Origin of the sequence: Rhodococcus rhodochrous (genome assembly GCF_014854695.1) — a bacterium.
Lineage (GTDB): Bacteria > Actinomycetota > Actinomycetes > Mycobacteriales > Mycobacteriaceae > Rhodococcus.
On record NZ_CP027557.1, the window covers coordinates 396408 to 417760 of the forward strand.

At 69.0% G+C, this 21353-nt stretch carries 15 protein-coding genes and 1 pseudogene; 13 read left to right on the forward strand and 3 right to left on the reverse strand.

Annotated elements, in window-relative coordinates; translation table 11 throughout:
• Nucleotides 1-44: 44 nt before the first annotated feature.
• Entirely contained in the window at nucleotides 45-1697 is a 1653-nt protein-coding gene (locus C6Y44_RS01785) for a PucR family transcriptional regulator (RefSeq protein ID WP_120281166.1), read from the forward strand.
• Here the strand turns inward: C6Y44_RS01785 and C6Y44_RS01790 are convergent.
• On the reverse strand, nucleotides 1684-3156 hold the full coding sequence (locus C6Y44_RS01790) for an MFS transporter (RefSeq protein WP_159416921.1): 1473 nt from the start codon (nucleotides 3154-3156) through the stop codon (nucleotides 1684-1686). The genes C6Y44_RS01785 and C6Y44_RS01790 overlap by 14 nt on opposite strands.
• 327 nt (nucleotides 3157-3483) lie before the next feature.
• Here C6Y44_RS01790 and C6Y44_RS01795 point away from each other — a divergent pair, with 327 nt between their 5' ends.
• The gene (locus tag C6Y44_RS01795; protein ID WP_159416920.1) at nucleotides 3484-5064 is read left to right on the forward strand and encodes a TRAP transporter large permease; all 1581 of its coding nucleotides are present in this window, start codon (nucleotides 3484-3486) and stop codon (nucleotides 5062-5064) included.
• A 40-nt stretch (nucleotides 5065-5104) separates the two neighbouring features.
• Here C6Y44_RS01795 and C6Y44_RS01800 read toward each other — a convergent pair whose 3' ends face one another.
• Nucleotides 5105-6703 (reverse strand): FUSC family protein, encoded by a 1599-nt coding sequence (locus tag C6Y44_RS01800; RefSeq protein WP_159416919.1) that lies wholly within the window; start codon nucleotides 6701-6703, stop codon nucleotides 5105-5107.
• 623 nt (nucleotides 6704-7326) lie between these two features.
• On the opposite strand from C6Y44_RS01800, the gene C6Y44_RS01805 reads away from it, so the two are divergent.
• From C6Y44_RS01805 to C6Y44_RS01815, 3 genes and pseudogenes are all read left to right on the forward strand, one after another.
• Nucleotides 7327-8022 carry a hypothetical protein gene (locus tag C6Y44_RS01805; protein WP_174246949.1) on the forward strand — a complete coding sequence of 232 codons (696 nt, stop codon included), beginning with the start codon at nucleotides 7327-7329 and terminating at the stop codon, nucleotides 8020-8022.
• A 70-nt stretch (nucleotides 8023-8092) separates the two neighbouring features.
• Nucleotides 8093-10024 (forward strand): annotated as a pseudogene (locus C6Y44_RS01810) (histidine kinase).
• Complete coding sequence (locus tag C6Y44_RS01815; RefSeq protein WP_159416917.1) at nucleotides 10021-10671, forward strand: response regulator; 651 nt, start codon at nucleotides 10021-10023, stop codon at nucleotides 10669-10671. The pseudogene C6Y44_RS01810 and the gene C6Y44_RS01815 overlap by 4 nt, the downstream one beginning before the upstream one ends.
• 8 nt (nucleotides 10672-10679) lie before the next feature.
• Here the strand turns inward: C6Y44_RS01815 and C6Y44_RS01820 are convergent, their stop codons facing one another.
• Nucleotides 10680-11396, reverse strand: a complete 717-nt coding sequence (locus tag C6Y44_RS01820; RefSeq protein WP_159416916.1) for a GntR family transcriptional regulator — start codon at nucleotides 11394-11396, stop codon at nucleotides 10680-10682.
• Between the two features lie 98 nt (nucleotides 11397-11494).
• On the opposite strand from C6Y44_RS01820, the gene C6Y44_RS01825 reads away from it, so the two are divergent.
• The 8 genes from C6Y44_RS01825 (at nucleotide 11495) to C6Y44_RS01860 (ending at nucleotide 21272) form a co-directional block, all read left to right on the forward strand.
• Complete coding sequence (locus C6Y44_RS01825; RefSeq protein WP_159416915.1) at nucleotides 11495-12625, forward strand: TIGR03364 family FAD-dependent oxidoreductase; 1131 nt, start codon at nucleotides 11495-11497, stop codon at nucleotides 12623-12625.
• A 40-nt stretch (nucleotides 12626-12665) separates the two neighbouring features.
• The gene (locus C6Y44_RS01830) at nucleotides 12666-13337 is read left to right on the forward strand and encodes a phosphonatase-like hydrolase (protein WP_159416914.1); all 672 of its coding nucleotides are present in this window, start codon (nucleotides 12666-12668) and stop codon (nucleotides 13335-13337) included.
• A 38-nt stretch (nucleotides 13338-13375) separates the two neighbouring features.
• Nucleotides 13376-14344 (forward strand): phosphate/phosphite/phosphonate ABC transporter substrate-binding protein, encoded by a 969-nt coding sequence (locus C6Y44_RS01835; protein ID WP_159416913.1) that lies wholly within the window; start codon nucleotides 13376-13378, stop codon nucleotides 14342-14344.
• A gap of 2 nt (nucleotides 14345-14346) precedes the next feature.
• Complete coding sequence (phnC, locus tag C6Y44_RS01840) at nucleotides 14347-15159, forward strand: phosphonate ABC transporter ATP-binding protein (protein ID WP_120281174.1); 813 nt, start codon at nucleotides 14347-14349, stop codon at nucleotides 15157-15159.
• Entirely contained in the window at nucleotides 15156-16745 is a 1590-nt protein-coding gene (gene phnE / locus C6Y44_RS01845) for a phosphonate ABC transporter, permease protein PhnE (RefSeq protein ID WP_159416912.1), read from the forward strand. The genes phnC and phnE overlap by 4 nt, the downstream gene beginning before the upstream one ends.
• Nucleotides 16721-17728, forward strand: a complete 1008-nt coding sequence (locus C6Y44_RS01850; RefSeq protein WP_159416911.1) for a zinc-binding dehydrogenase — start codon at nucleotides 16721-16723, stop codon at nucleotides 17726-17728. The genes phnE and C6Y44_RS01850 overlap by 25 nt, the downstream gene beginning before the upstream one ends.
• 158 nt (nucleotides 17729-17886) lie before the next feature.
• Nucleotides 17887-19101 carry an acetyl-CoA C-acetyltransferase gene (locus C6Y44_RS01855; protein ID WP_120281177.1) on the forward strand — a complete coding sequence of 405 codons (1215 nt, stop codon included), beginning with the start codon at nucleotides 17887-17889 and terminating at the stop codon, nucleotides 19099-19101.
• 23 nt (nucleotides 19102-19124) lie between these two features.
• On the forward strand, nucleotides 19125-21272 hold the full coding sequence (locus C6Y44_RS01860; RefSeq protein ID WP_159416910.1) for a 3-hydroxyacyl-CoA dehydrogenase NAD-binding domain-containing protein: 2148 nt from the start codon (nucleotides 19125-19127) through the stop codon (nucleotides 21270-21272).
• The last annotated feature ends 81 nt before the right edge of the window (nucleotides 21273-21353 follow it).

The following is a 21353-nucleotide window of genomic DNA, read 5'->3' on the forward strand; positions in this document are numbered from 1 at the left end:
ACCCCCTCACGGCCCGCCGATGCTCCCGATGGAAGCAGGTCCCCATGGAATCGAGCCCGCGTCTGACAGTCCGAGGGCTGCTCGACGAACCGCTCATGGAGGGCGCCCGGGTCGTGGATCGGGAGGCCGATCTCGACCGGGCGCTCACCTGGGTGCTGCCGTTCGGCGAGGTCGTCGGCCGATTCGACGATCTCACCGGCGTCGCCGTGTACATGCGGCCGGAGGCACTGGCCGACAGTGCGCACGCCCTGTCCGCGCTCGCGGCCCGCGGCGCGGCGGCCCTGGTCGTCGACGGCGCGGTGCCCGCCGGAATGTCCTGGCCGGCGGGGTTGGTGGTGATCGAACTCGACCTGCCCGTCGGATTCGCGGCGCTCAACCGGTTGCTCGCCGAGCGGTCGCTGATGCAGGAAGTGCACGTCATGCGCTATTCCGCGCACGTGCACTCGACGCTCGCCGGTCTGCTGCACCGCGGCGCGGGGCTGACCCTGCTCGTCAAGGAGGTCTCGGCGCTCGCACAGCATCCGGCGATCGCGCTCGACGCGCGTGGTCAGGCCGTCGCCTTCCACGGCGTGGATGCCGCTCGGGCGGAAGAGATCTCGGAGATCCTGCACAAGCAGCTGTCGACGGTGACGGCCGCGGAGCGTCACGCCCACCACGACACCCGCGTGCTGGAGGAGGTCGTCGGTGGCACACCCTGGACGTGCACGGCGAGCACCATCCGACTCGGCAAACGGTTCGAGGGCTGGGTGGTCGTTCTCGCGTCGGGGACGTCTCCCGGACCGCACGAGCTGGCCCAGCACGCGGTCGTCACCGAACAGGCGACGGCGATCATCGGATCGGAGATGCTGCGGCAACGCAGCGTCGACGAGGCCGAGGAACGGGCCCGCGGCGATTTCGTGCAGGCGCTGGTGCACGGCAGTTTCACCAGCCAGCACGACATGCAGGCGCGCGCCGAGTACCACGACATCGACCTCACCTCGTCGTTCGCGGTCTTCGTCGCGCCCGGTTACGGGGAGAACCCGGCCGGTCCGGGCGGCGACGAATCCGGTGGACTGTTGCGGTTGGCCCGGTACGCGGCCAGCGTCCTGCCCCACCCGTCGGTGCGCTCGTACGTCACGGTGATCGGCGACGTCCTGGTGGTGGTGCGGTCGCTCCGCTACCGCGACCCGCGCGACGTCGAACTCGAGATCGCCGAGTACGCCGACGCGGTGTCGCAGGACCTGTCCCGTCGGCGCGTGCGCCCGGTGCCCGTCGCCCACGGCGCTCCGGCCGTCGGCGCGGACCAGATCCGGGAGAGCTACCGGCAGGCCCGCGTGGCGCTCGGCATCGGGCAGCGGCTCGGGATGTCGGGTTCGGTGGCCTACCGCGACCTGCGGGGTTACGGCGTGCTCGAGCTGGTCGCCGAGACCGATCGCAGCCGCAGGTTCGTCGGCGACGTCTTCGGGACGCTCAAGCCCGGCACCGACCTGTACGACACCCTGCTGGCCTATCTGGCGGCGGGCGGGAACGTCAACGCGGCGGCGCGCGAGTTGTCGGTGCACCGCAACACCATGCTGTCGAAGCTCGACCGGATCTCCCGCGCGATGGCGATGGACGTCCGGCTGCCGGAGAATCAGTTCACGGCCTGGCTCGCCGTCCGTCTCGAGCTTCTCGACCGACTGCGTACCTCGGTCGAGAACGAGATCAACTACCGCTGAGGGCGGTCGACTCGGAGCCGGTCGTTGCGTGGTCCTCGGGGTCCGCCCCCAGGAACGACGCGGCGAACCCCGCGCACACGACCACGGCGCACACCGCGAAGAGCGGTCCCACCGTCCACGAACCGAACGCGACGGTCACCCACGCGGCCCCGACGGCCGAGCCGCCGAAACGGATCAGGTTGAACACCCCCAGCCCCGTCCCACGCTCGCCCGCCGGGGACCGCGTCGAGCCGGCCGCCGCGGGGGTCTGCACGGCAGCGATGCCGGCACCGGTCATCGCCAGGACGGTCGCCACGAGCCACAGCCGCGGTTCGTCCGCCGAGAGGACGACGGCAAGCGCGATCTGACCGACGAGCAGCACCACCAGTCCCGCCCGCAACATGCGCCGTCCGCCGACGCGATCGACGGTGCGGCCGACCACCGGCGCGAGGGCCGCCATGACCGCAGGCAACGCGAACAGGATCGCTCCGGCCGTGGCCGTCGACGCACCCGTCGCGTGCAACCGCAGTGGGACCGCCAGCAGAGCCGCGCCCAGGCAGAACATCTGCGCGAAGGCGGCGGCCGCGCTCCGCGCGAACCTGCTCTCGACCAGCAACCGGACGTCGACGAACGGTACGTCCGCACGTAGGCAGTGGACGACGAAACCGACCAGTACGACGATCGAGACCGCCAGGGCGATCCCCGCGACGGACGTGGGAACGCCCGCTTGCCCGAACATGCTCAGTCCCAGCACGACTCCGGCGGAGCCGAGCGTCAGGGCGATCGCACCGGGCACGTCGAGGGTCATCCTGCGACCGGGGAAGATCGGGATCCAGCGCAGCGTTCCGGCGAGCCCGATCAGTGCAATCGGGATCATCGGGACGAATACCCATCGCCAACCCCAATGTCCCGCAACGAAACCGCCGAGGGTGGGGCCGATGGCCTGACCGAGTCCGTTGACGGTGGCCCACGCACTCACCGCGCGTGCGCGTCGGTGCGCGCCGAACAACCATGCGATCAATCCCATGACCGCGGGGGCGAATGCGGCGGCCGCGACTCCACCGAGGGCGCGCCAGGCCACGAGGATCTCGAGGGTCGGCGCCGTCGCCGCTCCGGCAGCACAGATCGCGGTGCCGAGCAGGGCGCCGCAGTAGACGCGACGCCGACCGTATCGGTCACCGATGTACCCTGCAAGGGGCATTGTCGCAGCAAAAGTGAGAAGGAACCCGACGGCCAGGAGTGCGCCGTCTTCGAGGCTTGCGTCGAAGTCGGAAAGTATCTGTGGCAGTGGGACATTGATGATGTTGTTGCTCAATGTCCCGACGAGGGTTCCGGCGAGCAGTGCGGACAGGGCCAGAGGAGTGCCCGTATCCGTCTCGGCGGCCGGCGCTGCCGGTGTATCGGTGCGAGTGGTCATCGAACTCTCCGGAACCTCGGGGAACTGCGCGGCACGGTTCGTGCCGTCGAACCACTTTCGCACTGCGCTACCGTCGGATGCATCGCCATCGCGGAGTGAAGGTGCACATCGGATCCGGGTGAGCCGGTGCAGGGTGCACATTCGACGACGTCGTGAGGGCGGCGCGGGGCGCGCGACACATGTTCGTAGCAATATTTCACACCGGAGCGCCTCGTCGTCACGAAATCGCAAAAGTGGAACACAGTGCACAACTAGCGTGGCGGGCACTGTGCACCGTTCTCGTTGACCGAGCACGGGCCGTAGCGGAAAGTTCCCCCAATACATCGAGTTCCCATTCACCGTCCACGAACACAGCCCGACTCGTTCCACCCCCCTGTCGAAGGAATCGCCTTGGACGTACAACTCACCGCCGCGCACTGGGTCTACCTGGCCGGCATCCTCGTCATCCTGGCCACCATGGCCCTGCGGAAGAACATCGTCGTTCCTGCAGTCGTCGCAACCTTCCTGACCGCACTGACGTTCTCCGGCAGCATCGTCACGGGACTGTCGGCCATCTTCAACGCGAGCCTCGTCGCGGCGAAGGAACTGTTCAACATCTTCCTCATCATCGCGATGGTCACGGCCATGCTCGGCGCGCTGCGCCAACTCGGTGCCGACCGGATGATGGTCGCGCCGTTCCGGCGGGTCATGCGTGCGGGCACCAGCAGCTTCCTCGTCCTCGCCGCGGTCACCTACGTGATCTCCCTGTTCTTCTGGCCCACCCCGGCCGTGCCCCTCGTCGGCGCGGTGCTCATCCCCGTCGCGATCCGCGCGGGCATGTCCCCGCTGTCGGTGGGCATGGTGATCGCGATCTGCGGTCAGGGCATGGCACTGTCCTCGGACTACATCATCAAGGTGGCGCCCGGTATCTCCGCATCGGCGGCCGGCGTCGAGGCCGATGCCGTCGCGGACAAGGCCATGGTCCTGTCCCTGATCGTCGGCGGCACGGCTCTGCTGATCACCTACCTCGTGCAGAAGCGGCACTGGCGTGCGCCGTCCCCCGACCTCCTCGTCGAGTGGGAGGCCGCAGCCGACCGCGGCATCGGCGACACCCGTGGTGGCGACGACTCCTCGGGTGGCGGGGGTGGCTCCCGTCCTCCGCGTCGGCCGGAACCGGCCGGTGGCCCCAGCGGCGGCGGAGAGCAGGTGGCGACGGCCACGGCGGTGCTCGTGGCGCCGTCCGACCCGAACGCCGACCCCGACGCCGAGGCGGAGAAGGAACGCCGCGGTACCGCGAAGGCGTTCGCGATGCTTGTGCCGCTGGCCTACCTCGCGTTCATCGTCTACCTGATGCTGGGCAAGTTCACCGAGGTCGTGCCGCCGCTGCAGGGTGGTGACGCCGCCGCGATCGTGGGTGGGATCGCAGCGCTGATCCTGTTCGCCGCCGCAGCGTCGACCGACCGCGGAGGTTTCCTCGAGACCACTTCGGACCATCTGGTCGACGGCCTGGTCTTCGCCTTCAAGGCCATGGGCTGCGTCCTCCCGATCGCGGGCTTCTTCTTCATCGGCAATCCGGAGTTCGCGGGACCGATCCTCGGCATCTCCGCCGACGCCGCGGGCCCGGCGATCCTGTTCGACCTCGTGACCACGGTGCAGTCGCACCTTCCGCAGAACGCCTTCATCACGTCCTTCGGCATCCTGCTCATCGGCCTCGTCGCCGGACTCGACGGGTCCGGATTCAGCGGACTGCCCCTCACCGGCGCGCTGTCGGGTGCTCTCGGCCCCGCCGTCGACGTCGACCCCTCGACGCTCGCGGCGATCGGTCAGATGGGCAACATCTGGGCCGGTGGCGGCGTCATCATCGCCTGGTCCTCGCTGGTCGCGGTGGCCGGTTTCGCCCGGGTGCCCGTGCTCGATCTCGCCCGCAAGTGCTTCCTGCCGGTGATGGCGGGGCTGATCCTCTCGACCGTCTTCGCAGTCCTGGTGTTCTGACGACGGCGCGTGTTCCGACGGAAGCGGCCGGGTCCCTGCTTCAGGGGCCCGGTCGCTCCGGCAGGGTCAGGATCCGGTAGCCGAGTTCGTGGAGTCGGCGATGCTCGGTCCACCGGTCCCGGGTCCACGCCGGCTCGGTGTGCGCGGCGATGACAGCCGCGGTGGTGGAGGCGTGCAGGTCGAACTCGAGGTCGCGGCGCAGTTCGGGCAGTTCGCGCGCGTCCGTCGACGCGGCGATCCTCGTGACGGCGTCGCGGACGCGGCCGTCGGCGAAGACAAGGACGCGGCGGTGGGCCCGGGGAAGTACGCCCCACAGCACCGCGAGCGCGACGAGGACGCCGACAACGGTCTCGAGGAAGCGGTCGCGCGCGACCGTCATCAGATCGCCGGGGGCGCCCAGCCCGCCGAGGACGACGACGAGCGGGGTGATGAAGACCATCGCCAGGCCGTAGTTCCGCACCAGGAACATCTCGGTGCCGGCCATCACCGCGGCCAGCACCACGACGAGGGCGACCCCACCGGGATGGAAGGGCGTCAGGCAGGCCACCAGGACGAGCCCGAGCACGGTGCCGAGGAAGCGGTGCGCCGCCCGGTATGAGCCGAGGATCCGGTCCGGTCCCTGATGCAGGATCATCGCGGCCGTGATGACCGCCCAGTCGGGGCGTCCGACGCCCAGCGCGATGGCGATCGTCCCGGCGAGAGGTCCCGCGACGAGCAGGCGCACGGCGATCGTCGCCGACCGGCTGCGGAGGTGCGCGGCGCGCGCGAGGCGGTACCGCACGGAGGGGCGTCGCAGCGGGGTCCGCAGTCGCAGATCGTCCTCCGGAACCGCCTCGTCCCGCGGACGCTCGTCCAGTGTCTCCGCGCATCGGAGGTGCGCCGCGCGCAGCGTCTGCTCCAGCGGATGCCCCGAATCGACGAGTCCGGCGTCGTGCAGGCACTGCCAGGCCGCGTGCAGATCGTGGACCGCGGCGCGGCGATTGCCGGGCGAGTTCTCCTCGAAGACCGCGTCGACGGCGGAGACCGCAGCGGCCACCGCGATGCGTTCCGGAGTTCGCGGCCGGACCGGGGCGCCGGACAGGGAGACCACGACGGCCGTCCCCGCGCCGATCGCGGTCCAGGCAGAGACCGTCGGGACGGACACTCCCAGTGCGGGGAGAGCGGACGCGATCTCGAGGGACAACAACATCAGGAAGGCGCCGGGCGCACCCATCCGCAGCGCGTCGACGACGAAGGCGCACCCCGCGACGGTCGCGGTCATCGCCGCGACGACCAGCAGGTACCACCACGTCGACCCGCCTGCGGCCAGTTCGTGGTGGACGACCGAACCTGCGAGGGCACCGATCGTCGCCAGCGTGACGAGCACCGTCCCGATGACGGCGACCGCTCGGGCACGGACGCGATAGGGGCGTTGCTCGCCGTAGACGACGGCGAAGGCGCCGAGTGTGGCGATGGCGGAGACGGCGCCGAATCCGAGGGCGACGCCCACGAGACCGGGCACCGCGACCGTGGCGGCTGCGCGTGCGGCGCCGGGCCACCGGCGTCCCTGCCGGGGAACCGACAGCATCGCCGTCCGCAGCGGGGCGGGTGTGGGCAGCGGCAGGTCGACGACCCGATGATCTCCGCTCGCTTCCGCCACGTCGTATCACCTTAGGAACCGACGGGGCACTGCTCACCGTCGGCAGGCGCGCATGAGGCGCAGGTCACTGGGCTGATCCGCCGCATTCTCCGACGGAATATTCGACCCGGAATTCCGCGGCGTTCGAATTGCGAACGTATCGAATTCGCCGGTGGAAAATGCGTCGACTCGCATATTTATCGTAAATAGGATAGAAGAGGGGAGCGCCTGTTTCGAAGTCGGGGGAAATTCGCCCGGCCCCGTGAAAGGACATTCCATGACACTCAATGTTGTGCTGTTGTTACTGGTACTGGCTGCGGCCTTCGCGTCCGTCGCCGCTCTTCATTCGGCGGACGAGCGCCGCACCCGAAATCCCTGAGTGAATTCGGGGCGACGCGGATCCGGCAGCCCACGGAAATGTCCGCGTCGACATCCTCCGGTCGTAGGGGAGGTTGTGCGCGTTTTCGTCGGGAGAATCGCACACAACCTCCCCTCGGTTGTGGTAGGCACACGGTGCCTGCCCGGGAGAGCGCGAACTGTGATCCCGGAAGGTCGGGACAGCCGTCCCTTCCACCCGGGACACCGGGCACCGGATCGTTCCTTCCACGACGCGCAGGGCGTCGCACCGATCCGAAGGGACCCGCATGAACACTCTCGGCACCGAGACCGAACCCCTTGCGCCGATCGCGCCCGACCGTCGTGGCCCCGGTTCGCTCTGGGCGTGGACGGGTGCGGTCGCCGGACTCGCCGGCGTCGTGGGCATCCAGGCGAGCATGGCGATGGGCGCGGCGTACGACGAGCGCACCGCCGGCAACGCGATGGCGATCATGACCGAGTTCGCCGGGCAGCGCACGGCCATGCTCGTCATGCACCTGACGCTGATGGTGTCGACGACGCTGCTGCTCGTCTTCGCCGCCGGACTGCAGCGCCGGCTGCGCGCCGGCACTCCGGAGTTCAGCCTCGTGCCGACGGTCGCGGCCTTCGGTCTCGTGCTCACCTCGGTCGCAACCCTCATGGGCACCGGACTCGACACCGAGCTGCTGTTCGGCCTCGGCAACACCGATCGGATGGTGCCCGAGGTGGCAGTCTTCGCCTCGCACTGGATGGGCACCATCCCGTGGCTGTGGGTCGGTGCCGGCGTGAGCGGTGTCGCGGTTGCGGTGGCGGCCCTGCGTCACCGCGCGGCGCCCCGGTGGATCGGTTGGGCGAGCATCGTTCTCGGTGGCCTGACACTGCTCCTCGGCATCTCCCCGCTGCAGTACATGGCGGGCTTCACCGGCCCGGTGTGGGTGCTGGTGGCCGGAGTCGGATTCGCCCTCGCGGACCGGCGTGCACGTTAGTGCCACTGCGAGGGGACCAGCGGCGTATACCTGCCGCATCAAGGACACAGTGGTGCATACTCACCGCACCATGAAGGACGCAGTCGCGACGAACGGATCGGCGGGTACCGGGGCTCCGGTACCCGCCGCCGTCGTGGCCGTCGCCTCCTGGCTGCTCGCCGTCGCGGCCGTCGTCGTGTTCGTCGCGGCACGGCCCGCGCTCGATTCCGACCAGCTGTTCTTCCTCGTCGACGTCGTCGGAGCCGCCGTCTACGGGACGGTCGCCGGAGTGATCCTCGCCCGCCGGGTCCACGCCGTGCCGATCCTGTTGGCCGTCGCGTCGATCGGCGTCGGTGTGGCAGCGATGTCCTACAGCTGGACCCAGCTCGCCCTCGTCCGCCCCTAACTGCCCGTCGGATTCCTCGGTCCGCTGCAGAACACCACCTGGATCCCCGGGACACTCGCGTTGTTCCTGGTGGTGCCGTGGCTCGTCCGCGACCGTCCGGCCGATCCCGTGGTGCGGGCCGGGATCGACGTCGGCGTCCTGACGATCGCCTGGTTCTTCTGGGCCCGCACCTTCACCGACATCGCCGACATCTGGTTCGTCGGACCCGTTGTGGCCGTGGGGTTCCTGACCGCCGGGCACGTCGAGTGGCGTCGCCGTCACGCCCCGGCGGGCGAACGATCCGGGACGGGATGGCTCGCGCTCGGCAGTGCCCTGATGACGGCCTCGTACATCCCCCTGGCGGTCCCGGACGTGCCGTGGATGCTCACACCGCTGCTGCACCTCGCGACGCAGGCCTTCTATCCCGTCGCGATCCTCGCCGTCGTACTGCGCCAACGACTCTGGGGCATAGACCTCGCGGTCGGTCGCGCCGCGCTCGCCGGCAGTCTCACCGCCGTGCTCGTCACCTGCTATCTCGCGGTGACGGTCGCAGTGTCGCTGGTGCTTCCGAACGAATCTGTCTTCGCCCAGGCGGTCGCCGCCACCGCCGTCGCACTGGCCGTGCAACCCGCGCGGATGTGGCTCGACCGGAAGGTGCACCGCCTCGTCTACGGCGACGGCGTCGACCCGGCACGCGCCGTGCGGATCCTCGGGCGGCACTTCGCCGGTGCCGCTTCGCCCGACCTGCTGTTGGGCGAACTGGCCGCCGGCATCGGTACCGCACTGCGCCTCGAATCGGTCGAGGTGCGCCGCGGCGGCGACGTGATCGCACGCTGGGGGACCGCGACCGGACCCGTCGAGGAGGTGCCGGTCGGTGACGGCGACGCCACCCTCGCCGTCACCGCACCCCCGGGCGAATCGCTCGGGACACGCAGCAGGCGGGCGCTCACCGAACTCGCGACCGTCGTCGACGCCGGGCTCGTCGTCCTGCGGTCGGCCGAGGACCTCGAAGAAGCACGTCGCCGCCTCACCGAGGTGAGACTCGAGGAACGCCGCACCATTCGCCGCGAACTGCACGACGGCCTCGGCCCGTCGCTCGCCGGGGTGCGGCTCGGCCTGCAGGGCGCACGCAATCTCGTCACCACCGACCCGGACGCCGCGGCCGGACTCGTCGACGAACTGCTCCGCGAACTCGACCGGCAGGTCGACGGTGTGCGCGAACTGTCGCGCAGTCTGCTGCCCCCGGTCCTCGACGAACTCGGCCTCACCGCCGCACTCGACGAACTCGTGATCACCCACGCCCGCGCGGGATTCCGCGTCGACCTGCGGTCCGACCTCCCCGCCGGGATGTCCGGCCCGATCGCGTGGGCCGCCTACGGCATCGCCTCCGAGGCGATCATCAACGCACGACGGCATTCCGGTGCCGACGAATGCACCGTGCGGGTCGCGGCGGAGGGCAACGTGCTGGTCCTCGACATCGTCGACGACGGACGAGGACTGACGGCCGGCGCACGCGTCGGTGTGGGGACGCAGAGCATGCGGGAGCGGGCCAGGGAGGTCGGAGGAACGGTGGGTATCGAGCCCGGCGACCCGCGCGGTGTCGTGGTGCGGGCACGGCTACCCTGGTCCGAATCATGAGCGACAACGGAGCGATACGCGTTGCGGTCGTCGACGACCATCCCGTCTTCCGCCTCGGTATGGCGGCACTGCTGGGCACGCTCGACGGGATCGACGTCGTGTGCCAGGCGAGTTCGGTGGGGGAGTCGCTCGAGGTCGTGACCGGCGATGTCGACGTCGTGCTCATGGACATCGAACTCGGCGACGGGTCGGGGATCGACGCGACCCGCAGCATCCTCCGGAAGTCGCCGGGCACCCGGGTCCTGATGGTCACGATGCACGAGGACGAGGACATCCTCGTCGCGTCGATCCGTGCCGGTGCGTCGGGTTATCTCGTCAAGGGGGCCGATCCGTCGGGGGTCGAACGGGCGATCCGGGCCGTGGCCGACGGCGAGATGATCGTCGGTGCGGCGGTCGCGGCGAAAGCCCTTGCGGCGGTCGCGACCTCCCGCAACACCTCGGCGGCCTTCCCGGATCTGACCGAACGGGAGCGGGAGATCCTCGACCTCGTGGCCCGCGGACTCGACAACGCCGCGATCTCCCGCCGGCTCGTGCTCAGCCAGAAGACGGTGCGCAACCACGTATCGAACATCCTCGGCAAGATCGGTGCGGCCGACCGGGCGAGCGCGATCGTCCGTGCGCGGGAAGCAGGCCTGGGCGTCGACTGATCTGCCGCTCAGGGAGTGACGGTCGTGACGAACGACATCCGGTCGCCGCGGTAGAGCGACCGGCGGTGCTCGATCGGGACGTCGTTCTCGTCGTAGGAGATCCGCTCGAGCAGCAGCATCGGTGTGCGGGTGTCGGCGTCGAGCAGCGCCGCCTCGCGCCCATCCGGCAGCGTGGTCTCGATCCGCTCGACCGCCCGCGCGAAGGTGATTCCGTAGGAACGGATCGCGGCGTACAGCGACGACGACGGATCCAGCGTGCGGCGCAGATCCGGAAAGCGTTGTGCGGGAAGGCGCGTGCGTTCGAGCCCGACATGCACTCCGTCGGTGAGCAGGACGCGTTCGAGTTCGAGGACGGGATCGCCGGGTTCGAGACCGAGGCGGCAGGCCAGTTCGTCGTCGGCGACGAGGTCGGTCCACGCGACGAGCACACGTCCGGCACTGCGCCCTTCGAGCAGGGCGGCCTCGGTGTAGGAACCGATGACGAGGGGCTGGACGATCTTGGGTCCGGCGACGACGGTGCTGCGCCCCCGCCTTTCGATGCGGCCGTCGACGAGCAGTTCTCGCAATGCCTGACGGACGGTTTCGCGGGCGACGTCGAATCGGGTGGCGAGATCGCGCTCGGAGGGGACCTGATCTCCCACACTGAGCTGGTCGAGAAGGCACTCGACCTGGCGGCGCACGACCTGGTGCTTGAGGGTGCGCGCTTCGCGAACGACGGTGGCCACACATCCAGCGTAACCGAATTCCGGTCTATACCAACTGTTCACCGGGCGTTCGCCGAACCATCCCCATATGGTCTAGACCATCCGCCACTGTCGTCCCCATGCGAATCCTGATCATCGGTGGCGGCATCCTCGGCACCGCACACGCCGACGCCGCCGTCCGTCGCGGACACGACGTCCTGCACCTCGAACGCGAACCGGAAGCGCGCGGCGCCACCGTGCGGAACTTCGGACTCGTCTGGGTCTCCGGTCGCACACGCGGCGAACTCGACGCCACCCTGCGGTCCCGCGAGCTGTGGGAGGACCTCGGCGCCCGCGTTCCCGACGTCGGTTTCCGAGTGAACGGTTCGCTGACGCTGCTGCGCACCGACGCCGAGGTCGCCGTCGCCGAGGAAGCGATCGCACGCGACGACGCGCAGCGACGGGGATTCGCCCTGCTCGATGCGGACGAGACGCGCCGCCGTAACCCCGCGCTACGCGGCAAGTTCCTCGCGGCACTGCACTGCAGCACCGACGCCACCGTCGAATCCCGCATCGCGCTCCCGGCGATCCGGCAACATCTCGCCACCTCGGGCCGCTACCGGTTCCTGCCGTCCACCGAGGCCCGGGACGTCTCCCGCACGCCCCACGGGACCGTGAAGGTGCGCGACGACCACGGCACCGTGCACGAGACCGACCTCGTTCTCGTCTGTCCCGGCGCGACACTCGGTGGCCTCGCCCGCGACCTCGCCGGCGACCTGCCGTTGCGCAGGGTCCGGCTGCAGATGATGCAGACCGCACCGCTCGGCGAAGACCTCACCACGTCGATCGCCGACGGCGACAGCCTGCGCTACTACCCGGGATTCGCCGGTACCGCCCTCGACGACCTCACCGCCTCCGAAGAGCAACGACCCGTCGCCGCACGGCATCGCATGCAGTTGCTGTGCGTCCAGCGCCTGCACGGCGGCCTCACCATCGGCGACACCCACGCCTACGACGAGCCGTTCGACTTCGACGTCGACGAAGAACCCTACGACCACCTCGTCGCGGTGACGGAGGAGTTCCTCGGCCGGCGACTGCCGCGCGTCGTCCGGCGCTGGGCCGGTGTGTACAGCCAGTGCATCGACCCCACGGCGCTCGTGCACCGCACGAAGGCCGACGAGGACGTGTGGGTCGTCGCCGGTCCGGGTGGCCGCGGTATGACCCTCGGCCCCTATCTCGGCGAGGAGACCGCCGACCTTCTCGGCCTCTGACATCCCGGAACGGGACGCCCCGAAACCCTTGGAGAAGAACATGACCATCCGACTCGCCGTGCTCGACATGGCCGGAACCACCGTCGCCGACGACGGACTCGTCGTTCGCGCATTCGACGAGGCGGCCACCGCCGTCGGCCTTCCCGCGAGTGGCCCGGACCGGGACGACGCACGCCGATACGTCCTCGACACCATGGGGCAGTCGAAGATCGTCGTATTCCGCGCACTGTTCGGCAGCGACGAACGTGCCCGGATCGCCAACGACGCCTTCGAACGCGCCTACGAACGATTCGTCGACCAGGGCGACGTCTCTGCCGTCCCCGGCGCCGAGAAGGCGATCACGCAGCTGCGTGAGGCCGGCGTGAAAGTCGTACTCACCACCGGATTCAGCCGATCCACCCAGGACAGGCTGCTCGATGCACTCGGCTGGCGCGACCTCGCCGACCTCGCTCTCACGCCCGCCGACGCCGGTCGCGGACGCCCCTACCCCGACATGATCCTCACCGCCCTGCTGCGCACCGGTACCGACGATGTCCGTGACGTCGCCGTCGTCGGGGACACGGCAGGAGACATCCTGTCCGGTCTGCGTGCCGGCGCCTCCGTCGTCGCCGGAACCCGCACCGGCGCCCACGACGAGGCGACGCTCCGCGAAGCGGGAGCCACACACGTTCTCGACTCGATCGCCGATCTGCCTGCTCTGCTCCTCGCTTGACCCCCGACGCCTGACCCCCGACACGAAGGACACCCCCCATGCGTTCCCTGTCGTCCCGGCGCGCCGTTGCCTGTGCCGGTCTCGCCGCCGGACTCACCCTCGCCCTGACAGCCTGCGGTGGTTCGGATCCCGACGCGCTCACCGAACAAGGCTTCCCAGAAACCCTCACGCTCGGTGCGATTCCGGCCGAGAACTCGTCCGACCTGAAGGCGAGTTACGAACCGCTGCTGAAGATGCTCGAGGACGAGACCGGATCGACCGTCGAGTTCGTCCAGGCCTCCGATTACGCGGGCGTGGTCGAAGGCATGATTGCCGACAACGTCGATCTCGCCTTCTTCGGTCCCTTCGCGTACGTCGTCGCACAGCTCAACGGCGCCGACACCACCCCGCTCGGCGCCGTGGTGCAGGATCCGAGCGCCGAACCCGGTTACCGCTCCTACGGTCTGACGCAGTCCGGCAACTCCGGGATCGACAGTATCGAGGACTTCGCGGACAAGGACGTGTGCTTCGTCGATCCCGGTTCGACGTCCGGATTCCTGTACCCCTCGGCAGGACTCATAGAAGCGGGAGTCGTCGGATCGGGAACCGAGCAGGATCTCGTCGCCGGCCTGACCCCCGTCTACGCCGGCGGACACGACGCCTCCGCACTGGCGATCGCAGCGGGCGACTGCGATGCCGGCTTCGCGTTCGACACCATGGTCGACAAGACCATGATCGAGAGCGGCGACCTTCGGGAAGGCGAACTGAAGAAGGTCTGGGAATCCGAGACGATCGCCGGATCCCTGTTCGTCGGCGACAATTCCCTCGGCACCGAGGTCGTCGAACGACTCGCCGGCATCCTCACCGAGAAGGGCAACGCCGACTACCTGCGCGCACAGGGATACTGCGACGGCGAATGCCGCATCACCGACGAACGTGCCTGGGGTGTCGTGCCCGCGACCGACGCCGACTACGACGGGGTACGCCACGTCTGCGAGATCACCGGTTCCGAGAAGTGCAAGGGCTGACGATGAACATCGATCCCACCCACCAGGTCGCCGGCGACGATCTCGTTCTCTCCGCCCGCGGTGTCACCAAGGAATTCGGCACCACCACCGCGCTGTCCGGCGTCGATCTCGACGTCCACCGCAGCGAACTGGTCGTGCTGCTCGGCCTGTCCGGCTCGGGGAAGTCGACCTTCCTCCGGTGCCTGAACGGTCTGCACCCCGTCACCGAGGGCAGCATCGACGTCTCCGGGACGCGGGTCGACCTCGCGTCGCGCCGTGAACTGCGGTCGCTGCGCAGGAACGTCGGATTCGTCTTCCAGCAGTTCAATCTGGTCGGACGGCTCAGCTGCCTCGAGAACGTACTCATCGGCGGACTGGGCAGACTGTCGCTGCCCCGCTACGGGGCACTCACCTACCCGAAGGCCATGCGTGTCGAGGCGCGGGAGCATCTCGACCGGGTCGGTCTCGCCGACCTCGCGGACCGGCGCGCCGACACGCTTTCGGGAGGCCAGCAGCAGCGCGTCGCGATCGCGCGGACCCTCATGCAGCGGCCCACGGTCCTGCTCGCCGACGAACCCGTCGCCTCCCTCGACCCGGAGAACGCCGGCGTGGTCATGGACCTGCTGTTCCGGGTGTGCATGGAGGACAAGCTCACCGTCGTGTGCACTCTGCACCAGGTCGACCTCGCACTCGGGTGGGCACACCGCATCGTCGGTCTGCGCGACGGCCGCAAAGTGCTCGATCGCCCCGCGGTCGGTCTCTCACGCGACGAGGCCATGGAGATCTACCGGCGCGTCGAGCCCGCTTCCGACCCGCTCGGAGCCGGGTCGGCATGAGCATCCTCGCCCCACCCCGCACAGAGCCGACTCCCCACGACGCCGGTCGCGGCCGCCGGCGGACGATCACCGCCGGGTGGGCGATCGTCGCGGTCGCCGTCCTGGCATCGGCCGCGTATATCGATTTCGCGCCCGCGACCCTGCTCGACGGGCTCGATTCGACGGCCGGCCTGATCGAACGCATGCTGCCGCCGCGGCTCGACGATCCGGGCCGCATCGGTGTCCTCGCCCTCGAGACGCTGCTCATGGCGGTGCTCGGCACCGTCCTCGCGGCGGTCGCCTCGATCCCGCTCGCATTCCTCGCGGCACGCAACACGACACCGCATCCGGTGCTGTATCGCATCGCCCGTGCCGTCATCACGTTCTGCCGCGCCATGCCCGACCTGCTGTTCGCGGTCCTGTTCGTCCGCGCACTCGGAATCGGCGTGCTCCCCGGTGTTCTCGCGCTCGCGCTCCATTCGATCGGCATGCTCGGCAAGTTGTTCGCCGACGCGATCGAACAGACCGACGCCGGGCCGCGGGAAGCCGTGCGCAGCACGGGCGTCGGGTACGTCCGTGAGATGATCAACGCGGTTCTGCCGCAGGTCGTTCCGTCCTGGACCGCGAACTTCGTCTACCGCATCGACATCAACCTCCGAACCTCCGTCGTCCTCGGTTTCGTCGGTGCCGGCGGCATCGGGTTCGCGCTGCAGGACGCACTGCGCGGACTGGTCTATCCGCGAGCGCTCGGAATCGTGTGCGTGATCCTGGTGATCATCGCCGCGATGGAGGTCGTCGCCATCCTCGTCCGGCGCGCCCTGCTCACCCCCTCCGCGAACGGTCCCGGACGCGAACGTGTCTCACGTATCGTCTTCTCGGCCACCGTCGTGGGAGCCACGGTGCTCGCCCTGATCACTCTCCGTATCGACCCGCGCGAGCTGTTCACGTGGATCGGTCCGTCCCTCGAGGTCTTCACGCGTCTCGTGCCGCCGGACTTCGCCGCGGTGGGATGGGATCTCGCCGACGCGGTGCTGCAGACCCTCGCGATCGGTGCGGTCGCGACCGCCGTGGGCGCGGCGCTGTCACTACCTTTCGGAATCCTGGCTGCGGGCAACGTGTCGCCGCATCCCACCGTCTACGCATCCGCACGCGCCGTGATCCTCGTCGTGCGGGCCGTCCCCGAACTCGTCCTCGCGGTGATCTTCGTGGCCGCTATCGGACTCGGCCCCGTCGCCGGTGCATGCGCGCTCGCCGTCGGATCCGTCGGATTCCTCGGCAAACTCGTCGCCGACGCCGTCGAGGAGATCGACTCCGGTCCGCTCGACGCGGTCCGCGCCGTCGGTGGCGGATGGTGGAAGACCTTGTTCGCCGCGGTGATTCCCCAGGTGGTTCCGTCCGTCGTCGGTTCGACGCTGTACCTGCTCGACGTCAACATCCGCACCTCGACCGTTCTCGGTGTCGTCGGTGCGGGAGGCGTGGGATTCCTTCTCTTCGAAGCGGTCCGGACGCTGAACTTCGAATTCGCCGGTGCGATCGTGGTCATCGTGTTCGCCGTCGTGTACGTCATCGAAAGGGTGTCGGGATGGATCCGCTCGAAGGTCGTGTGAGCCGCACGGCGGTGTGGACGGGGACGGACATCGAGATGCGAGAGGTACCGGTACCGGCCCTGCGTGACGGCGACGTGCTCGTCCGTGTCCGGCTCGCCACGGTGTGCGGGAGCGATCTGCACACCGTGTCCGGACGACGCTGCGGCCCGGCGCCGTCGGTTCTCGGACACGAAGGGGTCGGGGAGATCGTTGCGGTCGGCCCGCATGCCACCTCGGACGTGGGGGAGCGGGTCGTGTGGAGCGTGACGCGCGTGTGCCACGACTGCGACCGCTGCCGATCCGGGCGCACGGCCAAGTGCAGATCGGTGACGAAGGTCGGTCACGAACCGTTCACCGGGCCGTGGCCGTTGTCGGGAACGTACTCCGAGTACATCGTCCTGCCCGCGGGCACGGAACTCGTGCCCGTCCCGGACCTGCTGCCCGACGTCGTCGCAGCTCCCGCCGCGTGCGCGACCGCCACAGCCGCCGCGGTGATCGACGCGGCCGGCGACCTCGCAGGACGCCGGGTCGTGGTGTGCGGTGCCGGAATGCTCGGTGTCACGGCCGTGGCCATGTGTGCGGAGGCCGGTGCCGAGGTCGTGGTCCTCGACGTCGATCCCCGGCGCACCGCGTGTGCCGGACGATTCGGAGCGGTCGCCGACAACGGTGGTCCCGTGGACGTCGCCCTCGACTTCTCCGGGTCGTCGGAGGCGATCGCCTCGCTCGTACCGCGCCTGGACATCGGTGGCCGCGTCGTCCTCGCCGGGTCGGTGGCTCCCGCCGCCGCAGTCCCTGTCGATCCGGAGGCGATCGTGCGCGGCTGGCTCACCATCAGCGGGGTGCACAACTACGAACCCCGGCACCTGCACGAGGCCGTGGCGTTCCTGACCCGCACGGTCGCCGTCCACCCCTGGGCCGAGCTCGTCGACGCGCCCGTTCCCCTCGCTGCGCTGGGAGAAGTCCTGCACAGAGGACGCGGCCTGCGGGCAGCGGTGGCTCCGTAGAGGGTTTCCTGACGTTCGGTTCGGTCACGGACACCGATCGCTTCGGTCCTTACCGCCGAGGGCCGTCCGCTTCTACCGTGGGGGAGGTTGGGCACGGCGGCCCTCTGCAGGGCCGTGGGTGCCATCGCTCCGCAAGCACGGGAAGGAACCTGCGCACTGTGACCACCGAGGCATTCATCTATGAAGCCATCCGAACACCACGCGGCCGAGGCAAGAAGACGGGGTCGCTGCACTCCGTCAAGCCGATCTCCCTGGTTACGGGCCTGATCGACGAGCTGCGTGTTCGCTTCCCCGACCTCGACGAGAACCGCATCTCCGACCTGATCCTCGGTGTCGTCGGCCCCGTCGGCGACCAGGGTGCCGACATCGCCCGCACCGCGGTCACCATCGCGAACCTGCCGGTCACCACCGGCGGCGTCCAGATCAACCGCTTCTGCGCGTCGGGCCTCGAGGCCGTCAACATGGCTGCGCAGAAGGTCCGCTCGGGCTGGGACGAGCTCGTCCTCGCCGGTGGCGTCGAGTCGATGTCCCGCGTGCCCATGGGCTCCGACGGTGGCGCGTGGATGCTCGATCCCGCCACCAACTACGACAGCTACCTCGTTCCCCAGGGCATCTCCGCCGACCTCATCGCGACCATCGAGGGCTTCACCCGCGAGGACGTCGACGCCTACGCACTGCGTTCGCAGCAGCTCGCGGCGGCAGCCTGGTCCGGCGGTTACTTCTCCAAGTCGGTCGTCCCGGTCAAGGACCAGAACGGTCTGACCATCCTCGATCACGACGAGCACATGCGCCCCGACACCACCCTCGAGGGTCTGGCCAAGCTGCAGCCGTCGTTCGCGACCATCGGTGAGATGGGCGGTTTCGACGCCGTGGCGCAGCAGAAGTACCACTTCGTCGAGAAGATCGACCACGTCCACCACGGCGGCAACAGCTCGGGCATCGTCGACGGCGCGGCACTCGTGCTCGTCGGTTCCGAGCAGGCCGGCAAGGACCTCGGTCTGACCCCGCGTGCCCGCGTCGTCGCCACGGCCACCTCCGGTGCCGACTCGACGATCATGCTCACCGGCCCCACGCCGGCCGCGCACAAGGTTCTCGCCGCGGCGGGCCTGACGGTCGACGACATCGACCTGTTCGAGATCAACGAGGCCTTCGCCTCCGTTGTCCTGAAGTTCCAGAAGGACCTGAACATCCCGGACGAGAAGCTCAACGTCAACGGCGGCGCCATCGCGATGGGCCACCCGCTCGGCGCCACCGGCGCCATGATCACCGGCACCATGATCGACGAGCTCGAGCGCCGCGGAGCCAAGCGCGCCCTCGTCACCCTGTGCATCGGTGGCGGCATGGGTGTGGCCACCATCATCGAGCGCGTCTGACACCGGAAGGAATTCGAACAACAGTGAGCGACAACATGATTTCCTGGGAGAAGGACGCCGACGGCATCGTCGTGCTGACCCTCGACGACCCCAACCAGGGCGCCAACACGATGAACGAGCTGTACAAGGCGTCGATGAAGGCCACCGTCGACCGCCTGTACGAGGAGCAGGACTCCATCACCGGTGTGGTGATCACCTCCGCGAAGAAGACCTTCTTCGCCGGCGGCGACCTGCGCAACATCATCGCGATCGGCCCCGACGACGCGCAGGCCGCGTTCGACGAGGTCCAGGGCATCAAGGCCGACCTGCGTCGCCTCGAGACCCTCGGTAAGCCCGTCGTCGCCGCCATCAACGGCGCGGCTCTCGGTGGCGGTCTCGAGATCGCTCTCGCGACGCACCACCGCATCGCCGCCGACGTCAAGGGCGTCCAGATCGGTTTGCCCGAGGCCAGCCTCGGCCTGCTCCCCGGTGGCGGTGGTATCACCCGCACCGTGCGCCTGCTCGGCATCCAGACCGCTCTGCTCTCGGTTCTGCTGCAGGGCAACAAGTACAACGCTGTCAAGGCCAAGGAGATCGGCCTGGTCCACGACGTCGTGGGCAGCGTCGAGGAGCTCGTCCCGGCCGCCAAGGAATGGATCAAGGCCAACCCCGAGGGCGGCGTCCAGCCGTGGGATGTCAAGGGCTACAAGATCCCCGGTGGCACCCCGTCCAGCCCGGCCTTCGCCGCGAACCTCCCGGCCTTCCCCGCGAACCTGCGCAAGCAGATCAAGGGCGCCCCGATGCCGGCTCCGCGCGCCATCATGGCCGCCGCCGTCGAGGGCTCCCAGGTCGACTTCGACAACGCCTCGACCATCGAGTCGCGGTACTTCGTCGAGCTCGCCACCGGCCAGGTCGCGAAGAACATGATCCAGGCGTTCTTCTTCGACATGCAGTCCATCAACTCGGGCGCTTCGCGTCCGAAGGACGTGCCGAAGCGTGAGATCAAGAAGGTCGGCGTTCTCGGCGCCGGCATGATGGGCGCGGGCATCGCGTACGTCTCCGCCAAGGCCGGTTTCGAGGTCGTCCTCAAGGACGTCACCCTCGAGGCCGCCGAGCGTGGCAAGAACTACTCGGAGAAGATCGAGGCCAAGGCCCTCTCGCGTGGCAAGACCACCGAGGAGAAGTCGAAGGCTCTGCTCGACCGCATCAAGCCGACGGCCGACGCCGCCGACTTCGCGGGCGTCGACTTCGTCATCGAGGCAGTCTTCGAGAACACCGAGCTCAAGCACAAGGTGTTCCAGGAGATCGAGGACATCGTCGATCCCGACGCGCTGCTCGGTTCGAACACCTCGACGCTGCCCATCACCGGTCTCGCGACCGGCGTCAAGCGTCCCGAGGACTTCATCGGTATCCACTTCTTCTCGCCGGTCGACAAGATGCCGCTGGTCGAGATCATCAAGGGTGAGAAGACCTCCGACGAGGCTCTGGCCCGCGTGTTCGACTACACGCTCGCGATCCGCAAGACCCCGATCGTCGTCAACGACAGTCGCGGCTTCTTCACCTCGCGCGTGATCGGCACGTTCGTCAACGAGGCCATCGCCATGCTCGGCGAGGGCATCGAGCCCGCGACCATCGAGCAGGCCGGTTCGCAGGCGGGCTACCCGGCTCCGCCGCTGCAGCTGACCGACGAGCTGAACATGAAGCTCATGCAGAAGATCGCGAAGGAGACCGAGGAGGCCGCCAAGCAGGGCGACACCAAGCTCGGCACCACGCGGCATCCCGCACTCGACGTCGTCGACTGGATGATCGAGCAGGGCCGTCCGGGCCGCCTCGAGAAGGCCGGTTTCTACGAGTACGACGAGAACGGCAAGCGCCTGGGCATCTGGCAGGGCGTGCGCGATCACTACAAGACCGAGGCGACGCTCGATGTGCCGCTGCAGGATCTGATCGACCGCATGCTCTTCGCCGAGGCGATCGAGACCCAGAAGTGCTTCGACGAGGGTGTTCTCGAGACCACCGCCGACGCCAACATCGGCTCGATCCTCGGCATCGGCTTCCCGGCCTGGACCGGTGGTGTCGCTCAGTACATCGTCGGCTACCCGGGTGGCAAGGAAGGCTTCGTCAAGCGCGCCGAGGAACTCGCCGCCAAGTACGGCGAGCGCTTCAACCCGCCGGCGTCGCTGCGCAGCTGACGCACACGACGGTTGCACGGAAGGGCTCCCGACGCCACGGCGTCGGGAGCCCTTCCCGTTCGTAGGTGACCAGGCTCGTAG